The organism is Thermosulfurimonas dismutans, from assembly GCF_001652585.1.
GTDB lineage: Bacteria > Desulfobacterota > Thermodesulfobacteria > Thermodesulfobacteriales > Thermodesulfobacteriaceae > Thermosulfurimonas > Thermosulfurimonas dismutans.
Genome location: NZ_LWLG01000001.1, coordinates 365,753 through 384,442, shown reverse-complemented (window position 1 = coordinate 384,442; position 18,690 = coordinate 365,753). Strand labels below are relative to the sequence as shown.

14 protein-coding genes and 1 tRNA gene are annotated in these 18,690 nt (G+C 50.6%); 8 read left to right on the top strand and 7 right to left on the bottom strand.

Annotated features, from left to right (window positions below; translation table 11 throughout):
• Nucleotides 1-93: 93 nt before the first annotated feature.
• Genes TDIS_RS02015 through TDIS_RS02005 form a run of 3 tightly spaced genes read left to right on the top strand, consistent with a single transcriptional unit; the run spans nt 94 to nt 3,871 of the window.
• Nucleotides 94-1,368 carry a dihydroorotase gene (locus tag TDIS_RS02015; RefSeq protein WP_068668832.1) on the top strand — a complete coding sequence of 425 codons (1,275 nt, stop codon included), beginning with the start codon at nt 94-96 and terminating at the stop codon, nt 1,366-1,368.
• Entirely contained in the window at nt 1,356-2,753 is a 1,398-nt protein-coding gene (gene argH, locus TDIS_RS02010) for an argininosuccinate lyase (protein WP_068668747.1), read from the top strand. The genes TDIS_RS02015 and argH overlap by 13 nt, the downstream gene beginning before the upstream one ends.
• Nucleotides 2,750-3,871 carry an exonuclease SbcCD subunit D gene (locus tag TDIS_RS02005; RefSeq protein WP_068668741.1) on the top strand — a complete coding sequence of 374 codons (1,122 nt, stop codon included), beginning with the start codon at nt 2,750-2,752 and terminating at the stop codon, nt 3,869-3,871. Before argH ends, TDIS_RS02005 begins: the two co-directional genes overlap by 4 nt.
• On the opposite strand, the gene TDIS_RS02000 is transcribed toward TDIS_RS02005, so the two are convergent.
• The gene (locus TDIS_RS02000; RefSeq protein ID WP_068668740.1) at nt 3,864-5,789 is read right to left on the bottom strand and encodes a bacteriohemerythrin; all 1,926 of its coding nucleotides are present in this window, start codon (nt 5,787-5,789) and stop codon (nt 3,864-3,866) included. The genes TDIS_RS02005 and TDIS_RS02000 overlap by 8 nt on opposite strands.
• A 135-nt stretch (nt 5,790-5,924) precedes the next feature.
• Between TDIS_RS02000 and TDIS_RS01995 the strand changes: the two genes are divergently transcribed.
• The gene (locus tag TDIS_RS01995; RefSeq protein WP_068668739.1) at nt 5,925-8,924 is read left to right on the top strand and encodes an AAA family ATPase; all 3,000 of its coding nucleotides are present in this window, start codon (nt 5,925-5,927) and stop codon (nt 8,922-8,924) included.
• Here the strand turns inward: TDIS_RS01995 and TDIS_RS01990 are convergent.
• The 3 genes from TDIS_RS01990 to TDIS_RS01980 all read right to left on the bottom strand — a co-directional run bounded on the left by TDIS_RS01990 (nt 8,921) and on the right by TDIS_RS01980 (nt 10,307).
• The gene (locus TDIS_RS01990; protein ID WP_068668737.1) at nt 8,921-9,748 is read right to left on the bottom strand and encodes a spermine/spermidine synthase domain-containing protein; all 828 of its coding nucleotides are present in this window, start codon (nt 9,746-9,748) and stop codon (nt 8,921-8,923) included. The two genes, TDIS_RS01995 and TDIS_RS01990, sit on opposite strands and share 4 nt — an antisense overlap.
• A complete protein-coding gene (gene speD / locus TDIS_RS01985) occupies nt 9,745-10,176 on the bottom strand; it encodes an adenosylmethionine decarboxylase (RefSeq protein ID WP_068668735.1) in 432 nt (143 codons plus the stop codon). The genes TDIS_RS01990 and speD overlap by 4 nt, the downstream gene beginning before the upstream one ends.
• Nucleotides 10,177-10,230: 54 nt before the next feature.
• Nucleotides 10,231-10,307 (bottom strand) — tRNA-Pro (locus TDIS_RS01980).
• A gap of 74 nt (nt 10,308-10,381) precedes the next feature.
• Between TDIS_RS01980 and TDIS_RS01975 the strand changes: the two genes are divergently transcribed.
• From TDIS_RS01975 to TDIS_RS01960, 4 genes are all read left to right on the top strand, one after another.
• Nucleotides 10,382-11,539 carry a YihY/virulence factor BrkB family protein gene (locus tag TDIS_RS01975; protein WP_068668733.1) on the top strand — a complete coding sequence of 386 codons (1,158 nt, stop codon included), beginning with the start codon at nt 10,382-10,384 and terminating at the stop codon, nt 11,537-11,539.
• Between the two features lie 2 nt (nt 11,540-11,541).
• Complete coding sequence (locus TDIS_RS01970) at nt 11,542-12,477, top strand: PP-loop family protein (protein ID WP_068668730.1); 936 nt, start codon at nt 11,542-11,544, stop codon at nt 12,475-12,477.
• On the top strand, nt 12,467-12,868 hold the full coding sequence (locus TDIS_RS01965) for a hypothetical protein (RefSeq protein ID WP_068668728.1): 402 nt from the start codon (nt 12,467-12,469) through the stop codon (nt 12,866-12,868). Before TDIS_RS01970 ends, TDIS_RS01965 begins: the two co-directional genes overlap by 11 nt.
• A 393-nt stretch (nt 12,869-13,261) precedes the next feature.
• Entirely contained in the window at nt 13,262-15,205 is a 1,944-nt protein-coding gene (locus tag TDIS_RS01960; protein ID WP_068668726.1) for a methyl-accepting chemotaxis protein, read from the top strand.
• Nucleotides 15,206-15,266: 61 nt separating this feature from the next.
• Here the strand turns inward: TDIS_RS01960 and TDIS_RS01955 are convergent, their stop codons facing one another.
• The 3 genes from TDIS_RS01955 to TDIS_RS01945 are packed head-to-tail and all read right to left on the bottom strand — an operon-like array spanning nt 15,267 to nt 18,654.
• Nucleotides 15,267-16,844, bottom strand: coding sequence for a peptide-binding protein (locus TDIS_RS01955; RefSeq protein WP_425263976.1), 1,578 nt, complete (start codon nt 16,842-16,844; stop codon nt 15,267-15,269).
• Nucleotides 16,845-16,871: 27 nt separating this feature from the next.
• Nucleotides 16,872-17,426, bottom strand: a complete 555-nt coding sequence (gene thpR, locus TDIS_RS01950) for an RNA 2',3'-cyclic phosphodiesterase (RefSeq protein ID WP_068668724.1) — start codon at nt 17,424-17,426, stop codon at nt 16,872-16,874.
• Nucleotides 17,383-18,654, bottom strand: coding sequence for a CinA family nicotinamide mononucleotide deamidase-related protein (locus TDIS_RS01945; RefSeq protein ID WP_068668723.1), 1,272 nt, complete (start codon nt 18,652-18,654; stop codon nt 17,383-17,385). Before TDIS_RS01945 ends, thpR begins: the two co-directional genes overlap by 44 nt.
• Between the last annotated feature and the right edge of the window lie 36 nt (nt 18,655-18,690).

The following is an 18,690-nucleotide window of genomic DNA, read 5'->3' as shown; positions in this document are numbered from 1 at the left end:
GCGTCTTCTTTAGGGAAGGCCATATCTGCTGGTCTGATTTTTATGGTGGGAATAACTTAAGGATTAGATTAAAATTTAGTTTTTATGAACGCCATGAAACTCCTCATCAAAGGTGCCCGTATCCTTGATCCTTCGCAGAACCTAGACTTGGAAGGCGACCTTCTTATCGAAGACGGTCTTATCCGGACTATAGATCGGAAGATCCCGGCGGAAGCCGCCACCGAGGTGGTTTCTGCCCGGGGGCTCTGGCTCGTGCCTGGGCTCATCGATATGCACGTCCATCTGCGGGAACCGGGAGAGGAATGGAAGGAGGACATAGAGAGCGGCACGCGGGCAGCGGCGGCCGGGGGTTTCACCGCAGTGGCCTGTATGCCCAACACCAAGCCTCCCAATGATTCCCCCGAGGTTACCCGTTATATCCTTGACAGAGCCCGCGAAGTAGCCCTCACCAGGGTCTATCCTGTGGCCTGTATTTCCAAGGGGCAAAAAGGAGAAAACCTTGCGCCTTTCGGCGAACTCAAGGAAGCCGGGGCCGTAGCGGTCTCCGACGATGGACGGCCCGTCGCGGATTCCGGACTCATGCGAATGGCTCTGGAGTATGCCCGGAGTTTCGATCTCCCGGTTATCTCGCATACCGAAGATCCCGGGCTTTCCGCCGGGGGGCAGATCAATGAGGGTATGGTGGCCGCCAGACTGGGGCTTAAAGGCATTCCGGCAGAAGCCGAGGCCGTAGCCATCTTTCGGGAAGTGGCCCTCGCCGGACTGGTAGGCTATCCCATCCACATCGCCCATGTTTCTACGGCTCTAGGTGTGGAGATCATTCGTCGCGCCAAGGAATCCGGGCTTCCGGTAACCGCGGAAACGGCTCCCCACTACTTTACCCTTACCGAAGAAGCCGTCCTGGAATACAACACCAACGCCAAAGTGAACCCACCTCTTCGCACGGCAAAAGATCGCGAGGCCATAAGACAGGCTCTGGCCGAAGGCGTAATCGACGCCATCGCCACGGACCACGCTCCCCACGGTCCTCTTGAAAAAAAGGTGGAGTTTCCGGCAGCGGCCTTCGGTCTCATCGGGCTTGAGACCGCGGTGCCGCTAACCCTTAACCTTGTAAGGGAGGGGCTCCTCTCCCCCCTGCGTATGGTAGAACTACTTGCCACCAGCCCTGCCCGTATTTTGAAGGTCCCGGGAGGTACGCTCAAACCGGGCTCACCGGCGGATATCACCCTGATCGATCCCGAAGAGACCTGGGTAGTTACCGAGGAAAATCTACATTCCAGAAGTAAAAATAGTCCCTTTCTCGGCTGGGAAATGAAAGGACGGACGGTCATGACTATGGTGGAGGGGCGAATCGTATGGCGGAGCTAAGAAAGCCTTGGGGAGGACGCTTCCGGGAAGCCACTGATCGGCTGGTAGAGGAATTCACGGAATCGGTTTCCTTTGATCGCCGACTCGCCCTCCATGACATTCGAGGAAGCCTAGCCCACGTGAAGGCCTTACAAAAAGCTGGGCTCCTTACTGAAGAGGAAGCCCAAAGGCTTTCAGAGGGCCTCAAGGCCATCGAACGCGAGATCCGCGAAGGCCGGTTTAAGTTCCGCATGGAGCTTGAAGACGTCCATATGAATATCGAACGGGCCCTCTTTGAAAGGATCGGCCCCCTTGCCGGAAAGCTTCACACCGGTCGCAGCCGAAACGACCAGGTCGCCACTGACTTCAAGCTCTATCTCATAGACGAAACCCGAGATATCCTATCGCTTCTCAAAGACTTACGGCAAGTCCTGGTAGCCAAGGCCGAAGCCCATCTAGACGTCATCATGCCGGGTTTTACCCATCTTCAGCACGCCCAGCCCGTACTTTTCTCCCATCACCTTATGGCCTATTACGAGATGTTCACCCGGGACGCCGAACGTTTCCGAGAGGCCTTAAAACGCCTCCGGATCTCTCCCCTCGGCTCGGCGGCTCTGGCCGGCACTCCCTACCCCCTAGATAGAGAGCTTACCGCTCAAGAATTAGATTTTGAGAAACCGGCTGCCAACAGCCTGGACGCGGTCTCAGATCGAGACTACGCCCTGGAGTTTCTCTTCAACTCCGCAATAGTCATGATGCATCTTTCAAGACTATGCGAAGAGGTCATCCTGTGGATGAGTCCGGAGTTCGGCTTTATCGATCTTCCGGATGCCCTCTGCACGGGCAGTTCCATCATGCCCCAAAAAAAGAATCCCGACGTGGCCGAACTAATCCGTGGAAAGACCGGCCGGGTTTATGGTCACCTCATGGCCCTGTTAACCGTACTCAAAGGGCTTCCTCTTACTTACAACCGCGACCTTCAGGAGGACAAGGAGCCGGTCTTTGACACCGCGGACACGGTGAAGCGGTCTTTGAAACTTGCAACCCTCATGGTTTCGGGACTAAAGCCACGCGCTGCACGCCTACGAGCCGCCGCCGAAGAGGGCTACACCACGGCCACGGATCTCGCCGACTACCTGGTTATGAAGGGTATCCCTTTTCGGGAGGCTCACGAAATTACTGGTAAAATCGTAGCTTATGCCGAGGAGAAGGGAGTCAAACTGTGGGAGCTCAGTCTTGAGGAACTGCGGCGGTTTTCCGAAAGCATAGAAGCGGACGTCTACGAGTGGCTCACAGTAGAAGGCTCCGTGGCCCGCCGTCGAACCTTAGGAGGCACGGCTCCAGAAAGGGTCCGTGAAGCCATCGCCAGCGCCAGGCGCCAACTCGAAAGCGAAAATCTTCCATGAGAATCCTCCACACTGCGGACTGGCATCTCGGCAAACTCTTTCATGGCCTACATCTCACCGAAGACCAAGCCCTTCTCTTCGAACGGGAATTGGTGCCTCTCGTACGGGACTTCAAACCAGATGTCGTCCTTGTAGCCGGAGACATCTTCGACCGGCCGATCCCTCCGGCCGAAGCCGTTTCCCTTTTAAGCGAAATCTTGACTCGGCTACATGAGACCGGCACCAAGATCATTCTTCTGCCGGGGAATCACGATAGCGCCGAACGCTTGGCCTTTGCCCGAGATTTACTCTCTCGCCTCCACATCTTTGTGGCTTCTTCCGACACTTATCTTTTTGAACCCCTAAAAATTTCGAACACCAACTTCTTCCTCATACCCCATCTTTCGCCTCTGGAGTTGCGGGAACTTCTTAAACAGCGAGGCCTTCTTTCAGAAGATACGCAAGAGATCCGAGATCTTTGGGAAACTCTCTTAAAAAGTCTTCCCAAGGGTGGAGAACGAAGAATTCTTTCGGCCCACCTTTTCGTTGAGGGTGGAAAAAAGGGGGACTCCGAGACCAATCTATGGGTAGGAGGTGAGGAAGCCCTTCCAGAGTCTTTATTTTCGGATTTCGATCTCGTCCTTCTCGGTCACCTCCATCGCCATCAGAGCCCAGCCGAAAACGTACTCTACTCCGGCTCTCTTCTCCCCCTTTCCTTTTCAGAGGTCGGACAAGCTAAGGGCGTTGTGCTCCTGGAGGTCAGCTCCCAAGCCCGACCACACCGAGAATTTATCCCTCTCACTCCCCCACGCGAATTTCTGGTGGTGGAAGAATATTTCGCAGAACTACTGCACTATCCCAAAACCGAAGCCTACGTAAAAGCCATCCTCAGAGACGAAAATCCCGTCCCCGAGGCTTTCGAAAGGTTAAGGAAGGTGTTCCCGAATCTTCTAGCCCTTGAGACCCCTTACCTGCGGGGAGAGGGGGGAGAACTTTCTAGTCCCGAAATCGATCTCTGCCTTGACGAAAGAGAGCTTTTCAAGGCCTTCCTCCGCGAAATAACTGGCCGGCCCCCTTCAAGCGAAGAGACTTATCTTTTTGAAGAGGGCCTTAACAGTTTAAGGCACCTTTCTACTTAACCCCTTTTTCCTTAAGGAAAGGCCCGTACTTTTTGTCGGTTTTACCGATGTGGTTAACCAACCAGTCCTTGAGAAAGTTAAGCAGGTCGTAGGAAATGGTAGCCTCACCTCGGTCAAACTTCTCCTTGAAGTCTAACACTTTTTGCGTAAGCTTACGATGAATTTCCTTGTGAATCTCACCTTCCGGATAGCCGAACTTATCGAAGTAATATTCCTCGGTCTTAAAGTGATAGTCGGTGTAAGAGACCAGCTCGTTCAATAGTTCGCCCAGGGACTCTTTGTCTTTACCTTCCTTAATGGCGCCATAGAGGGCGTTCACCATCGAGACCAACTTTCGGTGTTGCTGATCTATCTCCCTGATACCGATTTCAAGCTGAGGCCCCCAGCTCATAAATTCCTCCTGGGTCTCCTTGCGAACCAAGGAGACCTCTTCTACCCTCCCCCCCACGGCTGTTATCCAGCGATTAAAAAGTTCAGATATCCGGAAAAAGATCGGAAGCGTCTCTTTCTCGAAATAGGATAACGCCCCCTCCCGGTCATTAGCCGCAAGCCTCTTTTGGATCTCAATGGCCGAACGATGAAGTTCCTCATGCAGAGGAAGAAGTTCCTCAAGAATAGGCTCGGTCTTTGCATCGGGCCTATAAGACTTCAGGAACTCACCCAAAGCACACAAATTAGGATCCGTCTGCACCTCCGGAGGTTTCCCGAGTACCAGGCCGTTTATGACTTCGTTTACCCACTCGTAATGCTTTAAAAGGATAATCTTAAGATGGATGTGTTCATCCAGACACTTCTGAGCCTTTTCAAAAAAGTGATCTTCCAACACTAGACCAGAAAGGAGCACATTATTTTCTAGAGCGATGCTTTCCACTGAGACCCTGGAGGTCTCAAGAAGATTTCTGAGTTCTCCAAAATCTCTGGTATGCTTCATTAAGGTCTCGGCCTGCTGGTAAGTCTTTTCCACCAAGGCTTTTACGTTTTCGATGTTTTGCGTAATGTCTGCGATGGTAGCCGTTTGTTCTTCACTGGCCGAGGCAATGGTATTGGCTAAATCGTCTATCTCGAGCACCCCACCAGTAATGCTTTCCACAGCCTCTACGGCCCGGCGGGTATCGGCCTGGATGTTTTCTATAATATGGGTAATTTCCTTGGTGGCTTCGGCGGTCTGACGGGCCAACTCCTTGACCTCATTGGCCACTACCGCGAAGCCTTTGCCGGCCTCGCCGGCCCGAGCGGCCTCAATGGTAGCATTAAGGGCTAAAAGATTGGTCTGATCCGCAATATCGTTTATAACCTGAGCTACTGAACCTATCTTTTCCGAACTTTCAAGAAGTTTCTCAATGGTTTCCTTGGCCTGGATGGCCTTCTCTCGGGCCTCGGAAGTCTTTTGTGCAGTATGGGCGATGCTACTTGCGATTTCAGAGGCCGCGGTATTTAAATCTGTAAGAGCCTGGGTTAGAGTTTCTACATCCTGAGCGGTCCGAGAAGCAGAATTCAACATATCCAAAGCGAACTGGTCCGTCTTCTCGGCATAGGTCATTATTTTTTCGGCGGAATCCCCTACAAAGTCTTTGACCTCCGAAAGCACCCTAGCCTGTTGGGCCAAAGTGTTAAGCTGGGCTGAAACTAGAGCCGCAAAGTTGGCTACTTTGTCTGCCATGGGAGCCAAAACTCCCGGCAATTCCTCTCCACAGACCACATCCTTGAACTCTAAATGTGTGTACCCCTCCATCCTTTGAGCGGCTTTCTGACAAAGGGTCTTCATGGTCCTAAACTTTAGAAAAGCAAAACCTACCAAAATCAACGTCAAGAATGGAAAAATATAAGCCCATAACTCTGTAAACTTTCCTATTACAGGGACAAAGGCTGAAACTACTGCCAGAAACAAAGATAGGAAAATGGTTTTTTCAGGTTGCATGTCTCCTTACTCCTTGAGATAAGCTATAATAGAGAAAATAACTTAAAAAATTTTCTCTTGCAATGACGTTTCAAAAGAGAAAGCCTTGCCCATATATTTTTATATTGAAGTCCTAGAAAAGAAAATATATAAAAAATGCGACCGCTAAAGCTCAAAATCCAGGCCCTTGGTCCCTATCTCCAGCCAGTTGAAATCGACTTCAGCTCTTTCGAAAGACATGGACTTTTTTTAATAACCGGGCCCACCGGAGCCGGAAAGAGCACTATTTTTGATGCCTTAACCTTTGCCCTTTATGGTGAAACCAGTCTGGAAGAAAAGCGAGACCGGGATCTTAGAAACCTTAAAGCTTCCAATAGAATAGCCACCCTTGCGGAACTGGAATTCCTCCTTAGAGGCCGTCGTTATCGGGTACGAAGGGTACTTACGGAAGCCCGCCATGACCTTCGCAAAGAGGCCGCCCTTTGGGAAGAGGAATGCCTGCTAGCCCACCGTATAACCGAGGTCAACCGCAAAATAAAGGAGCTCCTAGGTTTTTCAGCCAAAGAATTCCGCCGGGTACTCCTAATCCCGCAGGGAAAATTCCGAGAAATACTCCTAGCCCGAGGCGAAGAACGAGAAAGCCTCCTCAAGACCATCTTTCAGACCGAACGCTTCCTTGAAATCGAGGAATATTTCAAAAAGCTCGAGCAGACCACCCGAGAAAGGATCTCAGAACTAAGAGCGGCCTACGAGAGCCTGCTCAAAGCCGAAGGCTTTTCGGAGTTATCCGAACTTTTGCAAGAAATACATCGCCTTAAAGAAAAAGAAGCCCGCTTCAGGGAGAGACTATCTGAGATCGAGGAGCGTCTCCGCAGGAAAGAAGCCCGACTTGAGGAGGCCCTGAAGCTGGCCGAAAAGTTTCGTAAGCTTGAGAAAACCCGCAAACGCCTTGATGAACTCGAACATCAAAGACCGATCGTAGAGACTCTGAAAAGCCGCCTCCTCAAGGCTGAAGCTGCCGAAAAAATCTTTCCTCTCTATGAGGCCCTTATTCGCATCGAAAAGGGGCTACTCGAAGACCAAAAACGGCAAGCCGAGATCCATAAGAGCCTCCAAGATTTGGAACGAATTTCGGCCGAGACCCTCCATCGGTATGAGCAAGAATCGGCCCGCAAAGAGGAAATGGAAAAACTAAAGAAGGAGGCCCTTCTCCTCAAGGAAAAACTCCCACTTTTGGCCAAGCTAGAGACCCTCCAGAAAGAGTTAAAGCAACTGGAAGACCGCTCTTCAACTCTCAGAAGAAGACTTGAATCTTTCTTACAGAAGGAAAATCTCCTAGAAAAAGAACTCGAGAAAGTCCAGAGGGCTCAGGAAGAGGCTTTTCGAGCCGGCGATGAAGCCTCCTCCATTTTCGAAAGACTCCAGGTCCGGAAACGTATGCTTGAAAAACTCCGAGAAAGCCAGCGGTTAAAAGCGGAACTCTCCCGAATATCGGTAGAAAGGCAAAGACTTCTGTCAGAAATCCAGGCCCAGAAAAAAGAACTTTCGGCTCTCAGGCAAAGATTAGCTATTTTCCAAGAACTAAGATGGAAGCATACGGCCTGGGAACTGGCGCGAAAGCTAGAACCAGGAGTACCCTGCCCAGTCTGCGGCTCAAGAGAGCATCCTTATCCGGCCTCGCCCCCGGAAGCCCTTATGGCAGAAGACCCCGAAAGTCTGGAGGCCAAAATCAATGAAAAGGAAAAGGCTTTACAAGCTCGAATAGCCAAACTGGAGGGCCTCAAGGAACGAGCCCGGACCCTTCTCGAGGAGCTTGAAAGGTTTGGCAAAGATATTTCCAGTGAGGAAGATCCTGAAAAATTAGCCCGAGAACAGGCAGAACTGGAAAGACTTTATCAGGAAAAGAGAAGACAGGCGGAAACCCTTGGAAAGCTTACCCAGAGGGCCGAAAAAATAAGAAACGAACTCAACAGCCTCAAAACTCGCAAAGAAGAACTTCAGCGGGAAAAGGAAGACCTGACCCTTCGAATGGAAGCCCTCAAGAGCCAAATAGCCACTTTGAGAAACGAAGTCCCCGAAAAACAAGACTCCCCAACTATCCTCAGGCACATCCAAGAACTGACGAGCACCTGTGAGCGCTGGGAAAGCCATTTAAGGGGCCTTGAGAAAAGGCTCTCAGAACTATCGGCTCGCAAAGAGGGGCTCCGTCAACTGCTCAAGGAGATTGCGCGACGTCAAGAAGAGGTTTTAGAAGAAAAGAAGGATCTTGAAGCCCGATTTGAGATCGCCCTGAGAGAAGCCGGCTTCGAAGACCGAAAGGCCTTCCTAGCCGCAAGACTTGAAGACGGCAAGAAGGCGGAGTATCAACGCCGGGTACAAACCTTCGAAGAAGAATTTCAGATCTTAAAGCACCAGTTCCAAGAACTAGAGACCAAACTTCGGGCGAAAAGTCCGCCGGCAGTAGATGAAATGAAAGCCAGGTGTGAAGAGCTCAGAAAACAAGAGCAGGTTCTGAGGGAGGAACTGGCCCGCCTTCATGAAAGGAAGGAAACCCTTGCAGCTAGAAAGAATGAGATCGAGAGACTGGCCGAAGAGCTTCGAGAAACGGAGAAACGTTACCGTCTGGTGGCAAGGCTGTCGGCCTTTCTTTCCGGACAAAACGAAAAACGACTCTCTTTTCATCGATTTGTGCTCTCAGCCCTCCTTGAAAGGATCCTCTTTCGGGCTTCGGAAAAACTTCGAAGTATGAGCGGCGGACGTTACACCCTGTTGCGGGAAACCGAAGTGTTGGACCGCCGACGAGCTGCAGGGCTCGATCTATTGATTTTTGATGCCTGGCACGGCAAGACCCGACCGGTGGCCACCCTTTCGGGTGGAGAATCGTTTTTAGCCGCTTTGGCCCTGGCCCTTTCGGTCTCCGAAGTGGTTCAGGAATTTTCCGGCGGAAGGCCTCTTGAATGTCTTTTCATCGACGAGGGCTTTGGCAATCTTGATCCCGAAGCCCTGGAAACAGCCCTTTCCGTGCTTGGAAGACTAAAAGCCGGAGGTCGTCTGGTAGGCCTCATCTCCCATGTTAGAGAACTCCGGGATCGCATTCCGGCCATCTTGGAAGTCATACCCGGAAAGGAGGGAAGCTCGATCCAAATCCGTATTTAAGATAAAAGCTCTCGGAGCCACCACTCAGGTAGGGCAAAAGAGGCCTTATGGACCTCTGGATTGTAAAATCTACCCCGAAAAGTTTGTCGGGGTTCAGGGGAAATTTCCGGAGATTTTACCCCCAAGAGGAAAGCAATCTCGTCTCCATAGCAGGGGACCGGAGCCCGGAGAACGTACACCCTAGGAAAAACTTTGCTAGCAAGGGCATAGGCCTCTTTTAGAATCTCGGGAAAGAACCCGGGCAAACTGGCCTGCTGAACAAAAACACCCTGGGGCTTAAGGACACGGTAAAGTTCTCGATAGAATTCTTCGGTATAAAGACTTTTGGCCGGACCTACCGGATCCGTGCAGTCCACGATGGCCACCTCAAAGGAGGCCTCTGGTAACCCCTTTACTACTGACAAACCATCCGCCACTCTAAACTCTAGCCGCGGATCACCATAATCTCCCGAAATTTCGGGTATATATTTATGGCAGGCTTCGAAGACCGACAGATCGAGTTCAGCCTGAAGGATCCTCTTTACCCCGGAAAGTTTCTGAACCTCACGCAAAACGCCTCCATCCCCCCCACCGATGATAAGGACGGCCTCAGGGGGGGACGAAAGCATAGCCACCGGAGTGAAGACGATAGTCTCATGATAAATAAACTCGTCCCGCTCAGTAAACTGAACGATACCGTCGAGGACGATAAAACGTCCCCACAAAGAATTTTTGAAAATTTGCAGGTGTTGGCCGGCCGGGGTGCGTTCCTCGTAGATTAGGCTAACCCTATAGGCGTGACCGTAATCCCGGCCGATGCGTTCACGCCACCAGTAATGAGTCAAGTTTCCCCCTCGGAAACGAGATTGCCTCTTTTGACCTCTACGACATGCATATACCGAGGCCGAAAGGCCTCTTTCATGCGTTCTAGGATCTCGTAGGCCCCCTCTTTTGAAGAAGCAAAGATGTCCACCGCAGCGTATCCGTTTTCCGGCCAGGTATGAATGAAAATATGAACTTCCTCAAAGGTAGCCTTGGCCGAAACCCCGTAAGGCTCAAACTGATAGGAAATAACCTCACCACTTTCGCCATGGCCATTGCCGGAATATCGAAGGGCCTTTTCTACCTCCTTGACCCGGGCTAAGACGTTAAAAGGTGCCTCCCACATCTCAACCAAAAGATGAGTCGTTACCGGAATACTTTCTTGCCTGCCCCCCTGGGCGGGAAAAACATCCAGTCTGTCAATCTGGCACACAGGGGTCATCTCCCTCATGACGCACCTCCCCCCAGGCCAGGGCCTGGTTTTAAAAGATTTAAAAAAACAAAATGGTCGGGACGGCCGGATTTGAACCGGCGACCCCCCACACCCCAAGCGGGTGCGCTGCCAGGCTGCGCTACGTCCCGAGTAACCGCAAAAAACCTATATCCACTAACCACTGTCTTGTCAAGAGAAAGAAAAATCCTTACGATTTTATTCTATGCTAAATCTCATCTACTGGAAAACCGTCGGAAAACGTTTCTGGCAAGATCATTGTCTTACCCAAGCCCAAGCCCTAACTTACGCCACACTTTTTGCCCTGATCCCCCTTTTGGCCCTGGTCTTCGCCATCGCCAGGCTCTTCATCCAGGCCGAAGACATCATGAGCCGGGCTGAGACCCTCCTTTCTCAGTTTCTAAATCCCGCCGCCCTTGAAAGCGTCCAAGAAACCCTTTTTGGTCTCCTAAAAAAGGCTCAGGAAGCCCCTCTGGGCAAAGCCAGTATGCTCATTTTTTTATTTATGATCCTTGGTCTTCTTATGCAAACCGAAGGAGTATTAAACAAGATCTTTAGAGTCCGCAAAGGTCGCAATATCCCCCAAAAAATTACGGTTTACTGGATGGGTATTACCTTGGGACCGGTGCTTCTACTCTTGCCTTTAATCGGTTCTATTTATCTCTCACATTTCGCTGGAAGATTTTCTTTCTTAAGTTGGACCCTAAGAGGGCTTCACATTTTTACCGTTATTTTTTTCTTTATCGGACTTTATTTCTATCTTCCTGGAAGGAAGGTAAAGCTTCAGGCGGCCTTTTTCGGGGGCCTGGTGGCCGGACTTCTATGGGTGCTTACTGCCTATCTTTACACTCTCTATACCGCTAAAGCCGTGGCCTACTCCAAGCTTTACGGGTCGTTGGCGGCCTTCCCCTTATTCCTGCTCTGGCTCTTCCTTTCTTGGGCCGTAACCCTCTTTGGGGCCGAAGCCGCGGCCGTGTATGAAGAAAAGGAATGGCTGGCCAATGGCTATGAAATTCCCAAACCGCTGCTCGCTTTGGCTATAGCCCTAGAACTAGGAAGAGCTTATGAAAAAGGAGAAGCCCCTCTTGAAATCTTCGAGCTCTCTCAAAAATTGAATACCTCCCCCGCTCTCATTGAAGAAGTCCTGGAAATTTTGGAAGAAAAGTCCTTGATCCTTAGAACGGAAGGAGGCTTCCTCTTGGCCAGGGACATGGTCACTATAAAAATAAAAGATATAGTGTCTCCCTTTATTGGAGAACTCCCTGGAGAACCTCCAGCCAAAGAAAGCTTGCAGAAGGCCTATTTTAGCTTTAAAACTTTGGAGAAATTCTTAGAGAAGACCCTTGCGGAGCTGAAAAGTTAAAGATGGCCCGTTGTCGTCTCTGTAGAAACGAAAAGAAACGTACTCCGGCCGAAATTTACCTTCCGGCTCATCGGCTACCTCTTTGTCGTCAGCACTTTGTAGAGTGGTTCGAACGGTATTTGGAACGCACAATCCGATCCTTCCGCATGTTCTCCCGCAGAGAAAAGATCCTAGTAGCAGTCTCAGGTGGCAAGGACAGTCTTACCCTCTGGCAGGCCCTGACTTCCCTCGGATATGAGGCCGACGGGCTTTTCATTTACTTGGGCATAGAGGAAAACTCCTTTTCTCTTCTCTCCCGACGGGCGGTGGAGGCCACCGCCGAAAGACTTGGCCGTCCCCTGCACATTATAGATATGGAAGCCGAACTAGGCTTCACCATTCCAGATCTCCGTAAGAAGACCCGCAAGTACTGTTCGATGTGTGGAAGCGTAAAACGCTATTATCTGAATCAACTTGCCAAGCGGCTAGGCTATCAGGTCATTGCCACCGGTCACAACCTTGATGATGAGGCCTCCTCACTTCTCGGGAATCTTCTCAACTGGAACCTTAAATATTTAGCCAGGAAATACCCCGTACTTCCCGAGGAACACGGTTTTGTGCGCAAGGTGAAGCCCCTCTGCCGATTTACAGCTAAAGAGATACGGACTTATGCTGAAATAAAAGGGTTACCTTATCTTCCCGAAAGCTGTCCTCTTTCGGAAGAGGCCACCAGGCCTCTTTATGCCGAACTTATGGACGAACTTGAAGAAAAGGCTCCGGGAACCAAGCTCCGGTTCTACCTAGAGTACTTGCGAAAGGCCCTACCCCTCTTTGCGGAAAAACGTGAAAATTTTATGGACAAGGCCCTTATAAAGTGTGAACGTTGCGGGGAGCCTGCCGTCTCAAGCCCCTGTTTAGTCTGTCGCCTAAAGGAAGAGTTCAAAAATCATGCGCGTTAAACGCAAATATCTTCCTTATATCGCTGGAGGCCTGTGGCTTACGGTAGGCCTGGGGCTTATGATAAGAGGCTTCCTTTGGTGGCAAGAAAACTTCAGTCTTACCCTTTCTATTTTATATTTCGTTACTTTGATTCCGCTAGCCATCGCCTTTTCCTCCAAAATCCTTATGAGGGTCACCCGCAGAACCCTCACCCATATCCAAAAACTCCCGGACAAAGTATGTATGTTCGCCTTCCAGCCGGCCAAAAGCTATGGCATCATGCTTTTCATGATCTCTTTGGGCATTCTCCTGCGACATTCTCCTATCCCGCACCTTTATCTAGGCACCCTATATCTTCTTATGGGCCTCTCTCTTTCCTTGGCCAGTTTCAATTTTATTAAATTTCAATGAACATTTCGGCCATTATTTTCTTCCCTCATACCCGCTTAATCGTTTCCTCAGGAAGCTTGTGCCCCCATAAAACCCCTGCGGTGTTTTTCGGTTTAGTCTGTATGTTTTCCGATTCACCTTTCACCCACCGGATGAGACCGACTATTCGACTCAATCCCAAACATATCAACGGGTTTAGCTCCCCCAATTCCCGCTTAAGCAGGAATCGAGGGAATCTCTTGGGATCTCTTGAATTACGAATGATATTGTTATAATTTACTTATTGTTATAACCTTAAATAACTTCAAGCATCATAAATGCTAACTAACAGATTCAATTTTGAGGATCTTTTTATCCAAAATTGCGATAGTTCAGAAATAAACATTCGCTAAACTAAATTTTAAGGAGGCAAAAATGCGAAAAAGTCTTTCTCTACAATCCCTGTTATCATTAAGTTTGGGAGTTTTGTTATTTTTGCAACTTCTTTCGGTAGGCATTGTCTGGTACCTATTTAGGAATCAGGGCGAACTAGCCACTTTAATAAACCTCTCTGGCAGGCAACGTATGCTCACCCAGAGGATGACCAAGGAAATCTTAGAATATCGAAGAACCCCTTCTTTGGAAAACCGAAAACGTATAAGGACTACCTTAAAACTTTACGATGAAAGCCTCCACAAGTTAAAAGCAGCCTCAAGCCTCGAAAAAGAGACCTCCGTTCAAGAGGCCCTCCGTAAAAACTTCGCCTTTTGGAAAATTTTCAAGAAAGAAATTGAAATACTTTTAACTCTTTCCCCTGGAGACGCCGACTTCGAAAGACACATGGAATATATTCTAAATAATAATTTAAAACTCCTTGAAATAAGCAATTCTGTAGTAAAAACCATAGAAGAAGTCTCCTTAAGAAATCAAAAGCGCACAGAAACATCTTTATTGGTTATTTTAGGTATATTTTTTATCATTTTGTTGGTCGTATTCTTAACCACCAGGAGATTGGTTATTAGACCACTAGCCATGATCACCGAGGTCTTCCGACACATTGGAACCGGAGATATGCGCGTGGAGTTTCCTAAGAGTCAACTTACAGAGGTCAAGATCCTTTCTGAAGCAGCTATGGGGCTGGCCAACTTTATCTCCCGAACTCTTCAGGCCTTAAAGATCCAAAACGAAGTCCAAAAGGCCTCTGAAGACACCGTGCGTAAAAGTGCGGATCGGCTAAGGTCTGAATCCGAAAAACTCAACCGCTTCTCGGAAGATATCGCTCAGGCGGTAATCACCACCCGGGAATCGGTAGAAGCCGTAACCCGCTCGGCGGAAGAACTCACGCAAGCCATTAATGAGATCTCCGAAAGTGTAACCCGCACGGCTGCGGCTACTGGTGAGGCCCGAACCAAAGCCGAGGCCACAGACGCGGTGGTCAAGCGTTTAGGAGAGCAAGCCCGAGAGATAGGCTCCATCGTAGAGACCATTCAGACCATCGCGGAACAGACCAATCTGCTTGCGCTGAACGCTACCATTGAGGCCGCTCGGGCCGGCGAAGCCGGCAAAGGCTTCGCGGTAGTGGCCAATGAGGTCAAGGAGTTGGCCCGTCAGACCGCTGAAGCCACCAAACGAATCACAGAAACTATCCAGCGTATTCAGCAGGGCGTGGAGGAAGCCGTGGCCTCTACGGATGAGATTACCCGCACGGTGATAGAGCTCAACGAACATGCCAATACCATTGCCTCGGCAGTAGAGGAACAAACAGCCGTGGTCTCCGAAATCTCCAGCAATCTTGGCCAGGTATCTCAAGAAGTAGACAGCCTTTCCCAGAAATCCGAAAACCTCACCCGTATTTCCGAGGACTTTAATCAGATGGCCCAAGAACTGTATGTTACCCTTAAAGGTATAAAAGAAAGCACAGAAGAACTCGAAAGGATAAATCGGCTCTTTTCGAGTCGAGAAACTCACTTGGAAGTTAAAGGCGTAGCCTGTGCCCTGGCCCTTCAAGAAGCGATCCTTGGACACATCATGTGGAGATGCCGCGTGATAGAAGCCGTTCTAACAGGTAGTTCGCCCCAAGTCGAAAGGGACCCCACACGCTGTTACCTCGGCCGGGTGCTTTCGGTCTGGGAACCTGAAGATCCCACGTTGGCTTCTCTGGTAGAAAAAGTGAAGGAACCCCATCGTAGACTGCATGAGATGGTCAACGAACTGGATCGCTTCATGGATAGCTCTAACCATATAGTTTCTACCGAGGAAAAAATAAAGTGGCTAGAAGAAAATCTCTATCCCATATTCGAAGAGGTTATCTCTATCCTCTTCGAGCTCGTTACCATCTGCCGCCAGAAATACGTCCAAGGTGAAATAGAAGTTATTTAATATCATATCAAGGGCCGGGTTGGCACCCGGCCCAATTTTACAAGACAAGCCCGAAAAGCCCTTAGGGTAAAAGATATTTCTGTTTGGCTTTCGGGACCCACCAGCGCTCAAGGTTGTAGGAGATGCCAATAGGGGCAGGTTTTATGCCCCGGAAGCGTTTGTGGATGCATGGAAGGGCCATAGGCACATAGAGGAAGGTGTAGGGTTGATCCTCAGCCAGGATTTCTTGAAAGCGGTCGTATATTCTTTTGCGCTTATTTCGGTCGAAGGTCCTCCGGCCCTCCTCTAACAGTCGGTCAACCTCCGGGTTGGCATAGCCGACGAAGTTAAGGCCCGGGGGTTTGATCTTGCTTGAGTGCCAGATATCGTAGAGATCGGGTTCTGGTCCGGTGGTCCAGCCCAGAATCACGGCCTCAAAGCGACGCTTGTCAATAAATTCGTGGATAAGGGCCGTCCATTCCACGGTTCGGATGTGGACCTTTATCCCGATCTCGGAAAGACGGCGCTGGATGATCTGCGCGGTAAGCAAGCGGGAGAGATTTCCCTGATTGGTAAGAATGGTAAACTCGAAGGGCCGACCGTCTTTGTCGAGAATGCCGTCTCCGTCAGTGTCCCGCCAGCCCGCTTCGGCAAGAAGCCTCTTAGCCCGCTGGGGATCATAGGGATAACGTTTTACATCGGGATTGTAAAACCAGGTATCAGGTTTATAAGGCCCGGTGGCCGGGACCCCCAGGCCGAAAAGCACCCCGTCCACGATTTCCCTTTTGTTGATGGCGTAGGAAAGGGCTTGACGAACACGTTTGTCTCTGAAAAGCGGATGTTTCAGGTTGTATCCTAGGTAAGTGTACGAGAAGGCCAGATATTTATACTTACGGAACCGGGAGAGGAACTCTTCAGAATTGGTCTGACGGGCGTATTGGAGGGGGGTAAGTCCCATCCAGTCGATGCCTCCGGCCTTGAGTTCCATGAACATGGTGGCCGGATCCGGAATAACCCGATAAATGATGTAGTTGAGATAGGGTCGGCCATCGAAGTAATTGGGATTGGCCGAAAGAACGATCTTCTCCTGGGCCCGCCACTCCTTGAAACGGAAAGGACCGGTGCCAATCGGATGTCTCCCAAAATCGGTCTTAGTGATATCTTGGCCCTTGAGAAGGTGCTTGGGAAGCACTACCAGGTTGCCCCAAGAAGAAAGCGCCGGGGCGAAAGGCTTCTTGTAGTGCACCCTGAAGGTGTAGCGATCCACGATCTCGGCCTTGTCCACCTCAAGAAAATCTCCGGCATAGGCCGTGGGGGTCTTGGGATCGGTGATAAGCCTAAAACCGAACATGACATCCTCAGCCGTAAACTCCACTCCATCGTGCCATTTGACCCCTTTGCGAAGATAAAAAGTGATGGTGCGTCCGTCTGGAGAAATCTCATATCGCTCGGCGAGATCTCCCACGATATTGAGATAGGGATCGTATTTCACCAGACCGTTAAAAATGAGACCGGCCACCTCGTGACTGGCGGCATCCGTGGCCAGCATCGGGATCAGGGTACTGGCGTCCCCAATGGTCCCAATAACCAGAGCGTCCCCGTAGTCCTGAGCCGGAGTCCGACCACAGAAAAGACTATAGAAAATAAGACACCAAATTATTAGAAGCTTGATCCCGAACTTCACGATCTACAATTCCACCTCCTCAAGAACCGAATAGACTGCTCCCTCAGGGTGAAGCACACTGCGGTAAAAGGTAAGCCGTTCCACCCGAAAACTCTCGGCCGGAATTTTTAGCTTTCCGGCCAGCTCTTTAAGTTTACCTGTTCCTCTGGACTCCTTTACCCTCCCAAGGGTAAGATGGGGATGAAAGGGACGTTTCTCCGGCGGGAAGCCCACCTTTTTAAAGGCTTTTTCAAGACGCCTCTGAAGGGCAAGTAGGGGCTCAAGCTCTCCAGAGAGCCCTACCCAGATGACCCGCGGCGGTCCTTTCTCCGGGAAAAAGCCAAGCCCGGATAGGGAAAGTTCAAAAGGGTTAAAGTCGTCCTTGGCCTTTTCGGTTGCCCGGACCAAGGCCGGAAGTTTTTCCTCTGGAATGTTTCCGAAAAACTTGAGGGTCAGATGAAATCCATCCGGCCGCACCCAGCGCACATTCGCCCCGATGGTCTTAAGTTCCTTTTGTAGGCCAGCCAATATCTCTTTAATCCTCTCGGGCAAAGCGATAGCGAGGAAACAGCGTATCATGAAGGAGGTACCTCCGAAGCCAGTCAAGGGCGGTGTAGGCCGTGAGGGTCTGGATCTCGTAGCGGGTGCCTGGGAAGAGGAACCTGCGGGCCACGGTTTCAGTGGGGGCGGAAAGGCCTATCCAGACCGTGCCCACTGGTTTCTCAGAGCTGCCACCGCTCGGGCCGGCGATACCGGTTACCGAAAGGGCAAAGTCCGTTCCGAAATGTTTCCTGGCCCCTTCAGCCATAGAAAGAGCTACCTCGCGGGAGACGGCCCCAAAAAGCCTCAAAAACCTCTCCGGCACTCCCAGAGTCTTCATCTTGGCCTCGTTGGCGTAGGTCACGGCTCCACCGATGAAATATTCCGAGGAGCCAGGGATGCGGGTGATCAAGGAGGCCATTAGCCCCCCAGTGCAAGACTCCGCCACGGAAAGCGTCTTCCCTTTTTCTCCAAGGAGACGGCCTAGCACTTGTGGCAACTCCTCCCCATCCTCACCGAAAAGGTGCTCCGGGAAGCGGGTCTTAAGGGCTTCGGTCACTAAAAGTACCCGGTTGCGGGCTTCCTCCTCGGTTTTGGCCCTGGCGGTAATGGTTAGGTGTACCTCCGGGAAAACGGGATAAAAACCGAATTCCACCCCTTCGGCCTTTAACTCCTTTACCGCCTGGTTGATTTCGGCTTCCCGCAGGTCAAAAAAACGCAGGGTTTTGGTAAAAACAGCCTCTCTCGGAGGATAAAGTTTGAAGAGCTGAGGCAGGACCTTTTCCTCAAGAAGCTTACCAAACTGCGAGGGCACACCCGGTAGGAAAAAGAGGGGTTTTCCCTGATACTTCAAGAGGTAGCCTGCAACCGCGAGGTCATCAGCCAGGGGCTCGGCCCCCTCCGGGAGATAGGCCATCTTGTCCCTTAACACGTTGGGCTTGAGTCCTTGGGCCCTTTCGTTCTCTCTTATACGAGAAAGAATCTCCGGACGGGGAACGAGTTTTAGACTCAGGGCTTCAGCCACGGCCTCGTTGGTAAGATCGTCTTCCGTGGGGCCCAGCCCCCCGCTTACTATAAGAAAATCTACTTTTTCAAGAAGACGTTTCAGTTGAAATACGATTTCGGACTTTTCGTCTCCAACCGTTACGATCTCAAGGATACGATAGCCTGCCCGGTAAAGTCTTTCGGCAGCCAGAAAACTGGTGGTATTAAATACCCGGCCCGAGAGCAGTTCGTCCCCGATGGCCAGAATCGCTCCCTTTACCATTTCGTTCTAAGGCTATCAAGGAGGATAAAGGGGGTC